The sequence below is a fragment of the Halalkalirubrum salinum genome, from assembly GCF_005543295.1.
GTDB classification, from domain to species: Archaea; Halobacteriota; Halobacteria; order Halobacteriales; family Haloferacaceae; genus Halalkalirubrum; species Halalkalirubrum salinum.
The window spans coordinates 71776-88315 of record NZ_SRSG01000003.1 but is presented as its reverse complement, the minus strand read 5'-3'; the positions used below and the strand labels follow the sequence as shown (position 1 = coordinate 88315).

At 59.7% G+C, this 16540-nt stretch carries 16 protein-coding genes and 1 pseudogene; 14 read left to right on the top strand and 3 right to left on the bottom strand.

Annotated features, from left to right (window positions below; genetic code table 11):
* The first annotated feature begins 111 nt into the window (after positions 1-111).
* The 7 genes from E5K03_RS00875 (at position 112) to E5K03_RS00845 (ending at position 7242) form a co-directional block, all read left to right on the top strand.
* Positions 112-534 (top strand): arsenate-mycothiol transferase ArsC, encoded by a 423-nt coding sequence (locus tag E5K03_RS00875; protein WP_138004495.1) that lies wholly within the window; start codon positions 112-114, stop codon positions 532-534.
* 168 nt (positions 535-702) lie between these two features.
* On the top strand, positions 703-993 hold the full coding sequence (locus E5K03_RS00870; protein WP_240729905.1) for a helix-turn-helix domain-containing protein: 291 nt from the start codon (positions 703-705) through the stop codon (positions 991-993).
* 2 nt (positions 994-995) lie between these two features.
* Entirely contained in the window at positions 996-1328 is a 333-nt protein-coding gene (locus E5K03_RS00865; RefSeq protein ID WP_171006559.1) for a hypothetical protein, read from the top strand.
* A 162-nt stretch (positions 1329-1490) separates the two neighbouring features.
* A complete protein-coding gene (locus E5K03_RS00860) occupies positions 1491-2528 on the top strand; it encodes an ABC transporter ATP-binding protein (protein WP_138004493.1) in 1038 nt (345 codons plus the stop codon).
* Positions 2525-3331, top strand: coding sequence for an ABC transporter permease (locus E5K03_RS00855; protein WP_240729904.1), 807 nt, complete (start codon positions 2525-2527; stop codon positions 3329-3331). Before E5K03_RS00860 ends, E5K03_RS00855 begins: the two co-directional genes overlap by 4 nt.
* A 105-nt stretch (positions 3332-3436) precedes the next feature.
* Positions 3437-4786 (top strand): M28 family peptidase, encoded by a 1350-nt coding sequence (locus E5K03_RS00850; protein ID WP_138004492.1) that lies wholly within the window; start codon positions 3437-3439, stop codon positions 4784-4786.
* A gap of 77 nt (positions 4787-4863) precedes the next feature.
* Positions 4864-7242 carry a methyl-accepting chemotaxis protein gene (locus E5K03_RS00845; RefSeq protein ID WP_138004491.1) on the top strand — a complete coding sequence of 793 codons (2379 nt, stop codon included), beginning with the start codon at positions 4864-4866 and terminating at the stop codon, positions 7240-7242.
* Positions 7243-7310: 68 nt separating this feature from the next.
* Here the strand turns inward: E5K03_RS00845 and E5K03_RS00840 are convergent.
* Positions 7311-7712: pseudogene (locus tag E5K03_RS00840) on the bottom strand (IS200/IS605 family accessory protein TnpB-related protein); the annotation flags it as partial.
* 77 nt (positions 7713-7789) lie between these two features.
* Here E5K03_RS00840 and ggt point away from each other — a divergent pair.
* The 5 genes from ggt to E5K03_RS00815 all read left to right on the top strand — a co-directional run bounded on the left by ggt (position 7790) and on the right by E5K03_RS00815 (position 12392).
* Positions 7790-9424 (top strand): gamma-glutamyltransferase, encoded by a 1635-nt coding sequence (ggt, locus tag E5K03_RS00835; protein WP_138004490.1) that lies wholly within the window; start codon positions 7790-7792, stop codon positions 9422-9424.
* 166 nt (positions 9425-9590) lie between these two features.
* Positions 9591-10190 carry a tRNA (pseudouridine(54)-N(1))-methyltransferase TrmY gene (gene trmY, locus E5K03_RS00830; RefSeq protein ID WP_138004489.1) on the top strand — a complete coding sequence of 200 codons (600 nt, stop codon included), beginning with the start codon at positions 9591-9593 and terminating at the stop codon, positions 10188-10190.
* A 206-nt stretch (positions 10191-10396) separates the two neighbouring features.
* Complete coding sequence (locus E5K03_RS00825) at positions 10397-11422, top strand: PAS domain-containing sensor histidine kinase (RefSeq protein ID WP_138004488.1); 1026 nt, start codon at positions 10397-10399, stop codon at positions 11420-11422.
* On the top strand, positions 11419-11769 hold the full coding sequence (locus E5K03_RS00820; protein WP_138004487.1) for a CHY zinc finger protein: 351 nt from the start codon (positions 11419-11421) through the stop codon (positions 11767-11769). The genes E5K03_RS00825 and E5K03_RS00820 overlap by 4 nt, the downstream gene beginning before the upstream one ends.
* A 62-nt stretch (positions 11770-11831) precedes the next feature.
* On the top strand, positions 11832-12392 hold the full coding sequence (locus E5K03_RS00815; protein ID WP_138004486.1) for an NUDIX hydrolase: 561 nt from the start codon (positions 11832-11834) through the stop codon (positions 12390-12392).
* Here the strand turns inward: E5K03_RS00815 and E5K03_RS00810 are convergent, their stop codons facing one another.
* A complete protein-coding gene (locus E5K03_RS00810; RefSeq protein ID WP_138004485.1) occupies positions 12393-13232 on the bottom strand; it encodes a CPBP family intramembrane glutamic endopeptidase in 840 nt (279 codons plus the stop codon).
* Between the two features lie 132 nt (positions 13233-13364).
* Between E5K03_RS00810 and tgtA the strand changes: the two genes are divergently transcribed.
* A complete protein-coding gene (tgtA, locus tag E5K03_RS00805; protein WP_138004484.1) occupies positions 13365-14849 on the top strand; it encodes a tRNA guanosine(15) transglycosylase TgtA in 1485 nt (494 codons plus the stop codon).
* Positions 14850-14852: 3 nt separating this feature from the next.
* Here the strand turns inward: tgtA and E5K03_RS00800 are convergent, their stop codons facing one another.
* Entirely contained in the window at positions 14853-15317 is a 465-nt protein-coding gene (locus E5K03_RS00800; protein WP_138004483.1) for a pyridoxamine 5'-phosphate oxidase family protein, read from the bottom strand.
* Between the two features lie 553 nt (positions 15318-15870).
* Here E5K03_RS00800 and E5K03_RS00795 point away from each other — a divergent pair.
* Positions 15871-16539, top strand: coding sequence for a helix-turn-helix domain-containing protein (locus E5K03_RS00795; protein ID WP_138004482.1), 669 nt, complete (start codon positions 15871-15873; stop codon positions 16537-16539).
* The last annotated feature ends 1 nt before the right edge of the window (position 16540 follow it).

Sequence of the window (16540 nt, the reverse complement as noted above, 5' to 3'; positions counted from 1 at the left end):
TCACACAGTCACGACGGCTGTGCTGGGACATACATACGCCTCAATAGCACTATATATCAGATTTCTGGTGAGAACACAACGCTTATTCGCAGTGTCGCTCAACCGGGAGATATGTCAGCCGATCCAGTCCGACTCGGGTTCGTCTGTGTCCAAAACGCCGGCCGCAGCCAGATGTCTGCTGCGTTTGCCGAACGGGAGGTCGATCGCCGCGACCTCTCGAACGTCGAGATCATCACCGGCGGAACCCACCCCGTGGACCACGTCCACGAGGAGGTCGTCGAATCGATGGCCGAACTCGACATCGACATCGGTGATCGAGTTCCGCGAGAAGTCTCGACCGAAGAACTCGATGCCTGCGACGTGGTTGCAACAATGGGCTGTTCGACGCTGGAACTCGACGCGGACGTCGACGTTCGCGACTGGGCACTCGACGACCCAGATGGGAAAGACCCCGAGGGGGTTCGGGCAATCCGATCGGAGATCGAAGCGAACGTCTCGGCGCTGTTCGACGAGCTGTTCGGCGAAGAGCACTAATTTTTGTCAATCCACACTCACGAGGTTTTGAAATAGAACTGAGCACCAGTTGCCCAAACGGCTAATACAATTTAGATACAATAGTCGTACATACCTGTCGATTTCGAAACACATGAACCTGGAAACCCACGTATTGACCTGTCAGAAGGGACCAATGCGAGACAATTGTTGGAGTTCTTACTGCAGACGCCAACCGTTGGATACACACCCGCAGAATTGGCGGCTGAAACCGGAATTCCGCGTGGAAGCATCGGACCGACACTGCAGCGTCTTGCGGCCGCAGGTCTCGTTCGTCATAAAGAACCGTACTGGGCAGCCGCTGAAGACGATCGGATCGCAGCAGCGACAGCTGCGTTCCTCGGGATCGAAGCGACAGCCGCCAGATATACTGACGACTGGTACGCACAGAATGAAGACTGGGCAGAAGAATTGCCCGACTTGAGCGAGGACGAACAATAGCAATGGTGTACGGCCAAGGCGCGGTGGTGATTGCCGAAGACCCGTTCGGAAACAACCCGAAGCGCCCGTATCTGATTGTTTCTAACGATCGTGTACCGTTCTATGGCCAAGAGTATATTGCAGCAGTAATCACGACAACGGATCGGAGTGAAGCGGTTACATTCACCCCAGATAGGTTCGAAAAAGGACGGCTCGCAAGAACCTCCCACGTCTCTCCGTGGTCGGTTCTCACACTCAAAGACTGGATGATCACCAAACAACCTGCAAAGGTGACTATAGTAACGTTTGCAACTCTGTGCAACTGGCATCTCGAAATGCAACCCGAGAGAGCGTGAACCAGCAGTTCCTGAATCGAAGTGGGAAAATAATTGCAAACGCTACTATAACCCGACTGTAGACGAGGTTCGGAAAAGAATGGAGATGTATCTTCAGACGAAATAAGACGATAGCGTTCCGAATCCGCGCGTTTTAACCGACTAACCGCCCTCTTTTCGACAATGACACATGCGCTTGAGATCACCGATCTCCGGAAGTCCTACGGGGGCGTCCAGGCGCTCGACGGCGTCTCGCTGACGGTCCCGGAGGGCAGCTTCTTTGGGTTCTTGGGGCCGAACGGCGCGGGCAAGACCACATTCATCAATATTCTCGTCGGCCTCGTCCGCAAAAGCGGCGGCGAGGCGCTGGTGTTCGGCCACGACGTCGAAGACGACTACCGGGCGGCCAGGGACGCGATCGGACTCGCCCCCCAGGAGTTCAACGTCGATCGCTTCTTTCCGATCCACGAGGTGCTCGAACACAAAGCCGGCTATCATGGGGTCCCCGCGAGCGAGGCCGAAGAGCGGGCCGCCGAAGCGCTCCAGCGGGTGGGCATCTACGACAAGCGAAACACCCGCTTCGACTGGCTTTCCGGCGGCATGAAACGGCGGTTTATGCTCGCGCGTGCGCTCGTAACCGATCCTGATCTCCTTATCCTCGACGAGCCGAGCGCCGGGGTGGACGTTCAGCTCCGCCGCGATCTGTGGGAGCTCGTTACCGAACTCAACGAACAGGGGACGACAATCCTGCTCACGACCCACTACATCGAAGAGGCCGAGCGGCTCTGTGACGAGGTTGCGATTCTCGATTCCGGCCGGATCGTCACCGTTGCGACGCCCGCAGAGCTGAAAGACCGCGGTCTCGATCGCATCGTCGTTACGCTCAGAGAGCCGCTGTCGGTCGCGCCAAGCGTGCTTTCGGACGACGAGCGCGTCGAGTCGATCGAATGCGAGGGCAACCGCCTCGTCGTCACCGCCAGACAAGGCGGACTCATCGCGCCGACGCTCGTCCGCGAACTCGATCGCGGCGGCTTCGAGATTGTCGACATGGAGATCGCCCGGACCTCCCTGGAGGAGGTGTTCGTCGAACTGACGAACTCCGGGGTCGATCGACCCGAGAACCAGCGCGACGAAGGAACAGCAGCAGACGATCGCGATCGCGAGGAGGCCCCACTCGTTACCGACGGTGGCGCGGCGGCTCAACGGGGGCGATCGCAGTGAGCGTCGTCGATCGCGTCGCAGCTCGGACGCCGCTGCCGACCGGTTTTTACACGCTCACGAAGCGAGAGATCCTGCGGTTCGTCCGCCGACCGAAGAACACCTTCGCGCCGGCGATCACGAACGTGCTGTACTTTTCAGTGTTCGGGGTCGTCCTCGGCGCACGGGTCGGCGAGATCATTGGCGTGCCGTACATTCTCTTCATCCTGCCGGGGTTAATCGTGCTCGGCGCGATCTCGAACGCCTTCGAGAACGCCTCGTTTTCGATCTTTCACGGCCGCTGGAACGAGTACATCCACGAGACACTGACCTCGCCGCTTTCGTACACCCAGATGGTGTGGGCGTACATCCTCTCCTCGGCGTTTCGTGGCCTACTCGTCGGGGCGATCATCGCGGCGATCGGCGGCGGGATCATCAGCTATCTCTACCAGCCGGTGCCGATCGAACAACCAGTCTACCTGCTCGCGTTCATGCTCGTCATCGTGTTGTTGTTTGCGAGCCTCGGGGTCGTCGGTGGCTTGCTCGCGACCGATTTCGACGATCTGACCATGATGAACCAGTTCATCCTCCGGCCGCTCGTCTTCTTTGGGGCGGTGTTTTATTCGCTCGAGGACCTCACGCCGCTGCTGCGAGACGTGTCGATGCTGAATCCCATGGTATACATGGTGAATGGTGTCCGCTACGGCTTCCTCGGCGTCGCAGAGGTCGATCCGAACCTCTCGCTTTTCGTGTTGGCCGGGGCGACGGCGGTTGTTGCGTCAATCGACGTCTGGCTGTTCAAACGCGGGTACGGCCTGACTGACTGATTACGGGCGAGGATACAGATTGTCGGCGGATCTGCGCGGGTCTCGATCGAGGTCGACTGTTCCGGTGTCCGTAGCCTCTTGCGTACCGACGACACAGCCCTTCGTATGAGTGAGCTACCGCCAGCGGTGATCGGCGACGCACGAACGAGTTCGTTCGCGTGGGACGTACTGACTGATCTCGCCGATATCGGCAATCGAATGGCTGGCCAAGCGGGCGAACGGCGCGGAGCCGAACGGATCGCCCAGGCGTTCGAGACGGCTGGCCTTGAGGACGTCGCGATCGACGAGTTCGAAATCCCCGGCTGGTGGCGCGACGCCGCCCGACTCGAAATTGAGACGCCACAGAGCCGTGAGTACACGGGAAGCCACGCCGTCATCGCGTTGCCCGGATCGCCGTCAGGATCGGTCTCTGCACCGCTTATCGACGTTGGCGCGGGCGGATACGATGACTTCGAGGCAGCCGACAATCTCGACGGAGCGATCGTCATGGCCTCCAGTAAGACGCCTGAGACGGCCGACCGGTGGATTCACCGGATGGAAAAGTACGCAAACGCCGCCAGCGCGGGCGCGATCGGATTCATTTTCCGGAACCACATCGACGGCTCGCTGCCGGCAACCGGCGAGGTCGGCTACAACAACCGTCCGGGGCCGATCCCCGCGATCGGCGTCAGCGCAGAGGTCGGCGCGCGATTGGCCCGGTATGCCGCGGCGAAACCAACGGAGGTGACGCTCGAAACAGCCTGTCGGAACGAGTCGGCGACATCACGAAATGTTGAGGGACAGCTCGGCCCCGACAACGGTGCGGCGATACTCATCACCGCACACATCGACGCACATGACATCAGTGACGGCGCGCTCGACAACGGCGCAGGGTCAGCGATCGTCGCCGAGGTCGGTCGTCTCTTGACCGCCGTCGAAGGTGATCTCGAACGGCCGGTACGGTTCGTGACGTTCGGCGCGGAGGAGATTGGCCTCCGCGGAGCATACCAGTGGGTCGAAACACACGAAATCTCTGATGTCGCCTGCGTGATCAACGTTGACGGCGCAGGATCGTCACGAGATCTCCGGGTGAACACGAACGGGTTCTGCTCACTCGCGAAGGTCTTCGAGGAGGTCACCGACGATTTCGATGCGCCGCTGTCGACAAGCGACGTGATCGCGCCCCACGGCGATCAGTGGGCATTTGTTCAAGAGGGCGTCCCCGCAGTCATGGCCGCGAGTGCGTCCGAGTCAAGCGGCCGCGGGTGGGGCCACACCCACGCAGATACACTCGACAAGCTCGATAGCCGCGATCTCCGTGAGCTTGCCACCCTGATCACGGAGGCGGCCTACCGAATCGCGACCACGGACGTGTCGACGCCCCACCGAAGCCGCGAAGAGATCCGCGATCGGATCGACGATGGTTACATCACGGAGCTGAAGACCGGCGGTCGGTGGCCCTACGACAACGAATGAGCCGGCCGTTTTGTTCAAAATATCGAATATGATATTTTAATCCGTATCATTAACAATTCGACGAGATTGATTGGAGTATGGACGGCGATTCAGCTGGAAAGAATCCGTTCAAACGAGGATATGATCGGATTCGTGGGCGCTACGTGTTTAAGATTGCAGCGGCGGTAGTTGTAGTGACGATCTTACTCCTTGCAGCAGGAACCTATACGGTACAGACGACACAGGCGAGTGTCTCGGCTGACTCAGAGGAAACTCTGTTGTCGGGAGCCGAAAGCGAAAGCCGGGCGGTTGCAACGTGGATTGATGGTCGCAATGACGATGTCTATACAATTTCGCGGTCCGCAGAAATAAACAGCGGCAGTGTGTCAATCATTCAAGCAGCGATCGAAACAGATCTTGGGCGGCTCGAAGACAGTCACGTTGAATCGATTCATTACTATGACATGGAGGCTCAAGAGGTGCTCGCCAGCACCGACGAGTACCGCGTCGGGACAACACCGAATACAAGTACTCGGTGGGCAGTTGATGCGTCAATGTTCTACAGCGGGAGTCATGTACAGTCGACGGATCCGTATGAGTCTGAAGACGGTATGCAGATGGCATTCATCAGTCCAGCACTCGGAGACCATGACCACGCAGTCGTGCTTGTGGCGAACCTCACAGCCCTCGGCGAGCAGTTCACTTCGCCGGTGGCAGGCGGCACCATCGAAGTTGTAAGCCACAGCGACGGAAATGTGGTCGTTTCTGGAGACGAGGACAAGATGCTCTCGCCGTACTTTGCGCTTGATTCGCTCCCATATTTGACCAACAATCCAAACGCAAATGCACAGGTCAACGCGATCACCGCGAGTTCTGAGACGATCGACGACGACGAACTCCTCGTCGCGTCCGCACCGGTCGAAGGAGCCGGGTGGAGTGTCGTCATCGCAGCCCCACAGAGTGCAGTCTTTGGAACAGTCACAGAGGTCACAGAGAGCCTACTAATACTGATCGCGATCGCCGTACTCGGCCTTGCTGGGCTCGGAGTAGCAATCAACCGAGACATCTCTGGGTCACTGGACGAGATGACTGACTACGCGGAGGCAATCGAGGCCGGAGATCTCGATGTGACGATCGATCATTCACGGACAGACGAGTTTGGCGAACTCGCCAGGCTGTTCGCACGAATTCGTGACGAACTGCAGTCACAGATTGAGGCTGTCGAAGCACAGGCACAAGCGGCCGACGAGGCCAAAGCCGAGGCAGAGGCATTCGCAACACATCTCGAAGAGAAGGCCAGAGAATACGAGTCAGTGCTCGCAAGCTGTCGAGACGGTGATTTAACGTATCGGCTCGACGCTGGGTCCGAAAGCAAAGCACTTGAGGAGATCGGCCAATCGATAAATGCCCTCCTTGAGACCTGGCAACAAACGATCCGAGAAACACAGGCGTTCGCCGATCGCGTCACTGCGTCAAACGACGCACTCCTCAAGGATATTTCTGCGCTGGAAGACGCAAGCGAAGCCGTCGCAGGGTCAATCGAAGAGATCGCTGAGGGCGCAGCGAGCCAGCAAGCGGATCTCGATACGGTCGGAAACGAGATGAGTTCGCTTTCGGCGACGATCGAAGAGATCGCATCCTCGGCCGAGACAGTCGCAGAGACCTCACAGACCGCAGTGTCAGCAGTTCAGTCGACACAACAGAACACAGACGAAGCGACCGAGGAAATCCAGTCGATCAAAGCCCAGGCCGACAAGACTGTCGAAGCAATCAGTACTCTCGAATCACAGGCGGACGAAATCGAAGAAATCACAGAATTCATCCGTGAAATGGCCGATCGAACCAATATTCTCGCGTTGAACGCGTCGATCGAAGCTGCTCGTGCTGGTGAGGCAGGATCAGGGTTTGCGGTCGTCGCCGAGGAAGTCAAATCACTTGCTGGGGAGACCCACGAGGCCGCCGAAGAGATCGAAGCAATCATCACCAGCCTGCAGACGCAGACCAAACAGACGATCGATGACTTCGAGACGGTCCACACGAGCGTCGAACGAGGAATCGATGTCATCGCAACCGCTGACAACGCACTCGAGCAGGCGGCCTCAACTGTCGTCGAAACCGACAGCAACATCGCCGATATTCGTGAGTCTACGGAGTCACAAGCAGTTTCGACTGAGCAGGTCGCCTCGATTGTCGACGATGTTGTTTCGGTCGCCGAGGAGTCGACTGCTGAGGCGATGTCTGTCGAGTCCGCAGCACAGAACCAGCGATCGGTGCTCGAGGACGTAGCCGATCGGACAGACGAACTCGACAGCTCACTGTCGGCGCTGGCAGAACAGCTTGATTCGTTTGTGATTGCTGGCGACGACGGAACCGCGAGCACGAGCCAGTCGGCTGATCGGTTCGGTGAGGAGAGCGCCTCTAGTGCCGTCGGCGACGGAGGATTCAATTTCAAAACCACCAACCCGAATCGACCGTAGCGTTCGACGGGCCACCCACAGTTGCTCGTCAGTTACCCACGAGTTCAGTCGTGGACTTGTCAGTGGACTCTCCCTCTGCCGTCGTACTGACGGAGGCCGGTAAACCCACACGACGAACACCGCAGAGACGTGTATGCAGGACTCACCTGGACGACCTCGATATCGTACATCTCAGCGTTTTATTCAACGTACTGGGACAGCCGTCAGAACGCCCACGCGTGGAATCGCCTCGCACCAGTCATCCGCTTGCGGATATCGGCTAGATTCTCGAACGCGATGTGCGTGCAGTCGTGTTCACGTGCTTCTTCGAGAATCTGGTTTGCGGCACAGTGTAACACGTCCTGCATCCAGCGGTGTTCGCGGTCGTTCATCGACTGGATTGACAGATGCGCCGAGCGCGTCCCACTCTGCTGCATCGATCCGCGAGTCTTCTCGTACTCTCGACATCGATGGTCTATCTCGTGGGCGTTCTCCTCGATGTTGTATAGTGCCAGCAAGCCAGACGGATTACCGCGCGTTTTTGACCCGATCGGTCGAACAGCTACCCATGGATGAGCAGACACCAGATGTCGACGCCTTCAGATCACGGCGATCGACCGTCTACGGGCAGCGGGGAATCGTCGCGACGAGCCAGCCGCTCGCAGCGGAGGCGGGGATCGAGACGCTCAGAAACGGCGGAAACGCCTTCGACGCGGCGGTCGCGACCGCGGCGGCGCTGAACGTCGTCGAGCCGACCTCGACGGGACTTGGCGGAGACGTGTTCGCACTATACCGGACCGCCGACGGGGAAGTTGGTGCAATGCGCTCGTGTGGGGGCGCGCCGGCAGACGCGACGATCGATCGAGTCCGCGAGGCGGTCGCCGCCGAGGCCGAAGACGATATCGGCCCCGAAGACGTCGAGATGCCGTTTACGGGGCCCCACGCCGTAACCGTCCCTGGAACGGCCCGGGGATGGGAGCTGACGATCGAAGAGCTCGGCCGGACATCGCTTGCGACCGCGCTCGAACCGGCAATCGGCTACGCAATCGACGGCTATCCAGTCTCAGAGATTGTCTCCGACCAGTGGCAACACGGCGAGGAGCTGTTCGAGACCGACCACGCCCGCGAGGCGTTTCTCTTCGACGGGCAGGCCCCATCGGTCGGTCAGCGGGTGACGCTGCCGAAACTCGGCCGATCGATGCAAAAAATCGCCGAACACGGCGCGGATATTGTTTACGAGGGCGAGATCGCCGAGGCGATCGCAGCAGAGATCCAGTCAGCGGGTGGGTTCATGACGACCGACGATCTGGCCGCCTTCGAGCCCGAGCTACTCGATCCAGTCTCGACAACATACAACGGCGTTGAGGTCTACGAACTGCCGCCGAACAACCAGGGGCTGATCGCGCTCGAGGCGCTCAACATCGCAGAAGAGATCGGCGCGAGCGAGCATCCGTACGACTCCGCCGAGCGCGTGCACGCCTTCGCAGAGGCGACAAAACTCGCCTTCCACGACGGGCATCGCTATATCACCGATCCCAAATACGAGGAGCTCCCGCCGCTCGGCTCGAAGTCGTGGGCGCGATCGCGCGCGGAATCGATCGACGAGACCGCGGACAACGACGTTACCTTCGGCGTCCCGGACGCACACGCCGAGGACGCGGATACAGTGCTTTTGACCGTCGCCGACGACGAGGGCAACGTCGTCTCGTACATCAACTCGCGGTTTGCGGGCTTCGGTTCAGGCGTCGTCGCCGGCGATACAGGGATCGCCCTGCAGAACCGCGGGGCGTCGTTCTCGCTCGATCCCGAGCACCCGAACCATCTCGAACCCGGAAAGCGGCCGTTCCATACACTCATCCCCGCGATCGCCGAGTTTGGCCCAAACGACTGGGTTGCCTTCGGTGTGATGGGCGGATACATGCAGCCACAGGGACACGTGCAGGTCATCTCGAACATTGTCGACTACGATATGCCGCTGCAGGCGGCACTGGACGCTCCGCGATGGCGATATCTCGAAGATGGGCCGATCGCGATCGAACCGCACTTCGATGGCTCGATCGCCGCGAAACTCGCGCGCAAGGAGCACACTGTCGAGATACACCCGCCGCGGCTCTTCGGGGGCGCACAGATTGTCCGCAACAACGACGGCGTGCTTTCGGGTGCAACCGAACCGCGAAAAGACGGCAACGCACAGGGGTACTGATCGGTCGAGGCGACCGATCGCGTCTCCTCGCGTCTCCTTTCATCTATGTACGCGATGTCTGGCGAACAATGTGCGATCGCTGGCAAACAATGTGTGATCGCTGGCGAACAATGTGCGATCGCTGGCGAACAAACAGAGCCAAACCCCGGGCGATCGTTGCGACAGTATGCGCCAGTTCGTCATCCTCGGCCACGACGTTCCGACCACACCCGATTTCTCACTCGACGACCTGCCGAGCGGCGCGGGCCGCCTCGACGTGCTCTGTCGGTGCGTCAACGCGGCGTTCTTTCTCTCACACGGCCTTCGATCGGACGTCCGCGTCCATCTCGTCGTTGCAGACACCTATACGATCACCTTCGACGGGGGATCGCTGAAGCACCTCCATCCCGACGAGCGCACGATCGCCTCGCGGATTCGCAACGCGCTCGACCGTGCAGACGAAGCGATCGGCCACATGCCCGCCGAGGTGTCTCCGGGCGTCAGCCTGTATCGGTTCGGCTTTTCGGAACTGCTCGATCGGATTGCCGAGCGGGGAACTGTCGTCGAACTCCACGAGAACGGGAGGCCGATCGTCGAGGTCGACTCGCCGAGCGATCCGATCTTCGTGCTCTCCGATCACCACAATTTTACAGACGAGGAGGCCAACGCTCTTGGCGACGCCGCAGCGTACCGGGTCCGTGTGAGCCCAAAGCTGCTGCACGCCGATCACACGATCACCGTTGCGCACAACGCCCTCGACACAGACGGGTTCCGTACCTACGAGTGATATTCCGCTGAGGAGTCCGTGCACGCCGGCGACCGACTGCAGTGTTGCAGCGACACGAACGTATTTGAGTATCCAACTACATTGAAACAATCATATGAACTACCGGGGGATCGTGCTACGAACCTCGAGCTTCACAGGCAAAACCATAGTAAACTATCAACAAGGCTTGAATTTTAGGTCTAATTGTCAATAGAGCATCGTTACTGATGAGCAACACAGATCAAGCGACGGGTCGGTTCGATCGGCTCGTCACGCACCTGCAGGATGCAATTGTTGAGTTCGAATTAGACGGCGGCGTGCCGATCATCCTGTCGGTTAATCCCGCCTTCGAACGGATTTTTGGCTGTGAGAACGACGCTGTGGTGGGAACGTCGCTCAACGAGCTGATCGTCCCGGTAATGCTCGACAGAGAGGCGAGTGCGTTCGACGCTCGGACGGCCGCTGGAAAATCGAACCGTGCGATCATAAACCGACGGACCGCCGACGGAGTCAGACAGTTTCTGTACCGGAGCGTTCCCTATGCGGGAGGCGATCGTGGCGTCGCGATCTACACAGATATCACCGACCAGTTCCGGAACGACCGCCAGCTTGCGGTGTTGTACCGGATCTTGCGACACAATCTTCGAAACGATCTCAATATCGTGGGCGGCTACGCCGAACTAATCGCCGGGCGTACCGAGGACAGATTCGTTGCTGCGTACGCCGAAACGATTGTCAAAACAGCCCAGCGATTACTGGAGTTGAGCAACGAAGCGCGGGATTTCGAGTGGGTGCTCAGCGCCGACCAGACGGTCGAGCCGATTCGTCTCGAGCCGATCGTCGACCGCGTCATCGACACATGCGGCTCGCGGTTCCCTGCGGGGACGATCGAACAGTCTACCGTCTCTGGCCGCACGGTTCGGGCTGGCGAGTCTCTCGAGCTGGCACTTGAAGCGCTCGTCGACAACGGACTCAGACACAACGAGGCGGAAACACCGTGGGTCAGAATCGACGCAACGGTCGACGCAGGCACAGTGGCAATCACAGTCTGTGACAATGGACCAGGAATTCCACCTGCCGAGCGAGCAGTTGTGACCGGGAAGCGATCGATCACCCCACTCGAACACGGCAGCGGGCTCGGGCTATGGCTCGTCGCGGCAGTCGGTGACGTCTACGGCGGTCGTGTCGAGTTCGCCGAACGAGACGGTGGGGGGAGCGAGGTGACGATCCTCCTCCCAGAGGCGGAGCCATGACGGATCGGCCCACCGTGGACGACCGGTTCACGGTCCCGCTCGCTGGCGTCGACGTCGACGAACAAACCCGTTGTGCACACTACAGTACCGATCGCGACGTGATCGCGATCCGGTTTCCCTGTTGTAACGCCTACTACCCGTGTTTTCGGTGCCACGAGGCGATCGCCGAACACCCGACCGAGCAGTGGCCGCGCGATCGGTTCGACGAGCCGGCAGTGTTGTGTGGCCGCTGCCGATCGACGCTGTCGGTTCGTGAGTACCTCGACTGCGAACACGAGTGCCCGAACTGTGGTGCGGCGTTCAATCCTGGCTGTCTGACCCACAGCCCGCGGTATTTTCACGGCTGATCGCTCGGCAGATCGACCGCGCGACCACGGCTGTTTTGTCGACAGGATGCATCGATAGCAACATGAGCGACGAGACAGCCGAATGGGTGACGCGGGCGTCGGCGATCGACTACGAGTGTCCCGGCTTCGAGGTGCGAAAGGACGACGTCACGTTGCCCGACGGCACCGACACCGACTACCACTACGTCGACGAATCACCCGCGGTCGTGATCCTTCCGTTCCTCGACAGCGAGGCGGCCGACAACCGGGAGGTCGTTACCATCCGCGAGTGGCGACAGGCCGTCGGGCGGACGAACCGCGGGCTGCCGGCAGGCTCGATCGAAGCCGACGAGGACGTGCTCGCCGCCGCACGGCGGGAGCTTCGCGAAGAAACCGGCTACGAGGCCGATCGGCTCGAACCCCTCCTCACTGTCGAGCCGACAAACGGGATCACAAACTCCGTGCATCACCACTTCGTCGCCTACGGCTGCCAGCGCGCCGACGAGCAGTCGCTGGATTTCAACGAGACGATCGACGTGCGTACTGAGCCGTACGACGAGCTGCTTGCGGATGTTGTCGACGATCGAATCCGAGACGGGCGGACTGCGACTGCGGTATTACAGTACGAGCTCACCCACCGGTAATCAGAACGGAACAACAAGTGCCGCCTGGCCGGCCATTTCGCCGAGTTCGTCGCCGTAGGCGATCGTGATGTACAACAATCCAAGCAACACGGAGTTGTGGACCCCGTGTAACAAAGCAGGCACAACGATGTTACCGGTGTACTCGTAGATCGCCCCGAACACGAGGCTTGGCACAAACAGGATCGACACCGTGAGTGCCATCGCACCTGCACCGCCGGTTAGCGCCATCACGTGGACGACCGCGAAGATCGCAGAGGCGATGATGATCGACGGGATTGCCGGCAGTGATTCTCGCAGCCGTCCCTGGACGACCCCGCGGTAGAGAATCTCCTCACACGGACCGACAACGAGGAACATCGCGAGGATCAACGGGAGGATAATATCTGGGTTCTCGCCGGCCAGTACGGCGGTTTGGTTTTCCGCGGGCTGGGTCCCGATCGCCTGGATGATTGTAGAAATGATCAAAATCAACGCAAAAATGACGATCCAGCCGCCGATCACCAGCCCGAACTCTTTGAGCGAGGGAAATCGAACGCCCAAGTAGGATCGGACGTCTGCCCACTCAAGCCCGCGGTACCGGAGGTACGCGATCGCAAGTCCCGCAAAAGCGACGTACTGACCGAAAAACAGCCCGAGCGCGAGGGTGACTCCGAGCGAGAGTTCGACCACCAAAGAGAGGAGTGCGATTCCAAGACTCGACAGCAGTGCAATTGCGGGACCGCCGAGTCCGAGTCCAAGCGCTGCGGCGATCGCCCGGCCAGGCGAGTCGGTTGTCGTCTCGGCCGCAGGCGGTGCAGTTCCGGAGACGGTCTCACCGCCCGGCGGAGGGGAGTCGTTCATACATCATATACTGCGGCCATGAGGAAAGGCTTTGTTTCACTCGTTTTGTCTAACAGAACACATCGGTGCGGTGGGACCGTCTTGAGCGTTGCCGAACGCAATCCTTACTGACGCCCTCGGCGAACCGGTGGTATGCGCGAGCACTTTGAGGTCCGAGACGCCGACGCCGTCGGGCGGATCGGCCGGCTCTCGGTCCCGCGACGAGGGGTCACCGTCGAGACGCCGGCGCTTTTGCCCGTCGTCAATCCAAACCTGATCACGATCGAGCCCGCCCGCCTCGAAGCCGACTTCGGCGCGGAGATTCTCATCACCAACTCCTACATCATCCGCAACACAGAGGCGGTCAAAGAGCGTGCACTCGATGTCGGCCTCCACGAGCTGCTCGGGTTCGACGGGGCGATCATGACCGACTCGGGATCGTTCCAGCTCGCGGAGTACGGCGACATTGACGTGACGACCGCGGAGATCATCGACTTTCAGCGGGCGATCGGCTCGGACATCGCAACCCCAGTGGACATCCCGACCCCGCCAGATGTTTCGCGCGATCGAGCCGTTGAGGAGCTACAGACGACACAAACGGCGCTGCAGGACGCCGAGGCGATCGACGCCGGCGACATGCTACTCAATGCGCCAGTACAGGGATCGACGTATCCGGATCTCCGCGAGGAGGCGGGGGCGTTCGCGGCCGAAACGTCGCTGGACGTGTTCCCGATCGGCGCGGTCGTCCCGCTGATGAACGGCTACCGCTACGCCGACATGATCGACGTCGTTGCGGCCGCAAAACGCGGCCTCGCGGTTGACTGTCCGGTCCACCTCTTCGGCGCGGGCCACCCGATGATGCTCGCGCTTGCGGTCGCCGCCGGCTGTGACCTGTTCGACTCCGCAGCGTACGCGCTGTACGCCCGCGACGATCGCTACCTCACCGTCTCGGGGACCGAACACCTCGACGAACTCGAGTACCTGCCGTGTTCATGTCCGATCTGTACGAATCACAGCGCCGCAGCGCTCCGATCGGCCGGCGAGGAGGACCGGGAAACGCTCCTGGCGGAACACAACCTGCACGTCACGTTCGAGGAGATCGATCGGATCAAGGCGGCGATCCGCGCAGGCGATCTCCTCGAGTTGGTCGAACGCCGCGCACGATCGCACCCGGCGATGTGGGACGGCTACCGCGCGCTGGTCGATCACGCCGAGCAGCTCGAACGCGAAGACCCCGTCTCGAAGGGCACATTCTTTTCATTGTCCGCTGAAAGTGCGCGCCGCCCGGAGGTGATTCGCCACCACGATCGGCTCGATCGGCTCGCTGTTCCTGATCGGGTGCTCTTGACCGAAGGCGGCTCACCATCCGGTGATGGCTACGACGCCGACTGGGCCGTGAAGCCGCCGTTCGGACCGTACCCGCGGGCACTGTCTGATTCGTATCCGCTGACCGCCGAGGTGCCCGAGCGGGCCGATCGAGCGGCACAGGTGAGCGCTGCAAACGGCGTCGCCCGACTCGTTGAGGCGAACCCAGCCAGTACGTTCACGCTCGCACACGATGGCTGGCACACCGACGCGCTGGCAATTGTCCCCGATCAGGTAACGATAGAGTCGCTCGACGTGGTGCAGTCGACCTAAGCGTCAACCTGAGGTGTCCGGTTCCACGTCAGCCATCCGCTCGGTGAAGTCCCACGTATACACGCGTCTTGGATCGATCTCGATGTGGACTTCCTCGCGATCGCCCGAAAGGAGTCGTTGGGCCAACGATGACTCTCGATCGCCGAGATAGCGGTCGATGAGCGATCGAAGCTGGCGTTTGTCCTCGTCGATCGACAGCGACGCGGTTCCGTTGCCCCGAACGCCCTTGTAGGGCGGCTCGTTCGTTGATACCTCGAAGGCAACCTCGTCGTCGCCTTCGAGATAGTCGACGACATCAGCGTGTGCGCTCGTCGCACAGTGGAGCCGCTCATCGCGGTATTCGAACCACAGCGACAGCATCCACAGCCGTCCCCCAGTGCTGTGACACGCAAGCCGAATCGGCACAGTCGCCTCGACGAGAAACGACGCAGTTCGATCGCGGTCCCACGCACCACGGAATGTCACCATGTACGTACTGGTTGGGTCGTCTCACTATTCAATATACTGCGTGCGTCGATCGCGAGCAGTGCGCCGAACTGTCAACGGGATAAATGGGTTATAGGGTTAAGCCAGAAATCAATGCCGTCACGCGTCCGCTATCTATATGTATGACAAAGCCAACCCGAGCCGATGAGCAAGCTAGTGCGATCGAATCAAAGTTTTACGTTCCCGCCGGGTCCGATCCGTCATTCGTCAGCAGCCGGTTGGAAGAGCTCTGGGCGAAACTGTTCAACCACGGCGTTAAACCACCGAAATAGCCTCGGCTGAATGGGTGGAAGTCGTCGCACCGGTGTCGGTTGTACGATTTCTGTACAGTTCGTTCTGCCTAACCAACACCCAGCAAACAGACGCACCTGAACGATATTCAGGTATTCAACACTCACCGACCATCTCAGTTAAGTTACCACACGGCCAATGCTACAATCTCCAGTAGCACGCACTGCAATGAAGATGTTCGTCAATCGCCGCAAACGACGATTCACCGAGTATAGTATGATACAAACGACCACCGTCGGGGACAATGGCCGATATTAAAGCGGTCGTCCGGGTCAAGCATCCAGACATCGTTCTCACAGGCGCAGTTTGTCACGACGAAAGTTCAAAAGCTAAATCGGTCTCCGAGGCAGGAACTGACCCGACATCGGGGAAGTTCTTTTATCAAATAGAGTCATCAGATTTCTCTCAGTTCGAAGAGGGATTACGGAACGACACCACGATTAGCGAATTCGAACAAGTCATTGAGACCAGAGACGACGAGGCAATCTACAGCGTAGCGTATACAGACGAATCGAAGATCCTCTCGCCAGTTATCTCGACCGCGAATGGTGTCATACTCGATATGGAGAACGATGGGGATGCGTGGATTCTCACCGTGTGGATGTCCGAGCGAGCGGGGCTGGCCCGGCTGTGGGACTATGCGCAACAAAACGACATTGAGATCGAGTTACTACGGGTGAACGAGTACGCGAGTCTGGGCAATACGGACGCTGGATTAACCGATAGTCAACGAGAGGCGCTCCTTGTCGCAGTCGACACTGGCTATTTTGAAGAACCGCGGGATGCGACGCTTAGTGATGTCGCCGCCGATCTGGGTATTTCTCAGCCCGCAGCCAGTGGCCTCCTTCGGCGTGGAATCAAGCGACTCATCATTTCGTCGCTGATGGATAATAGTACAACGACAAGAGAGTGAA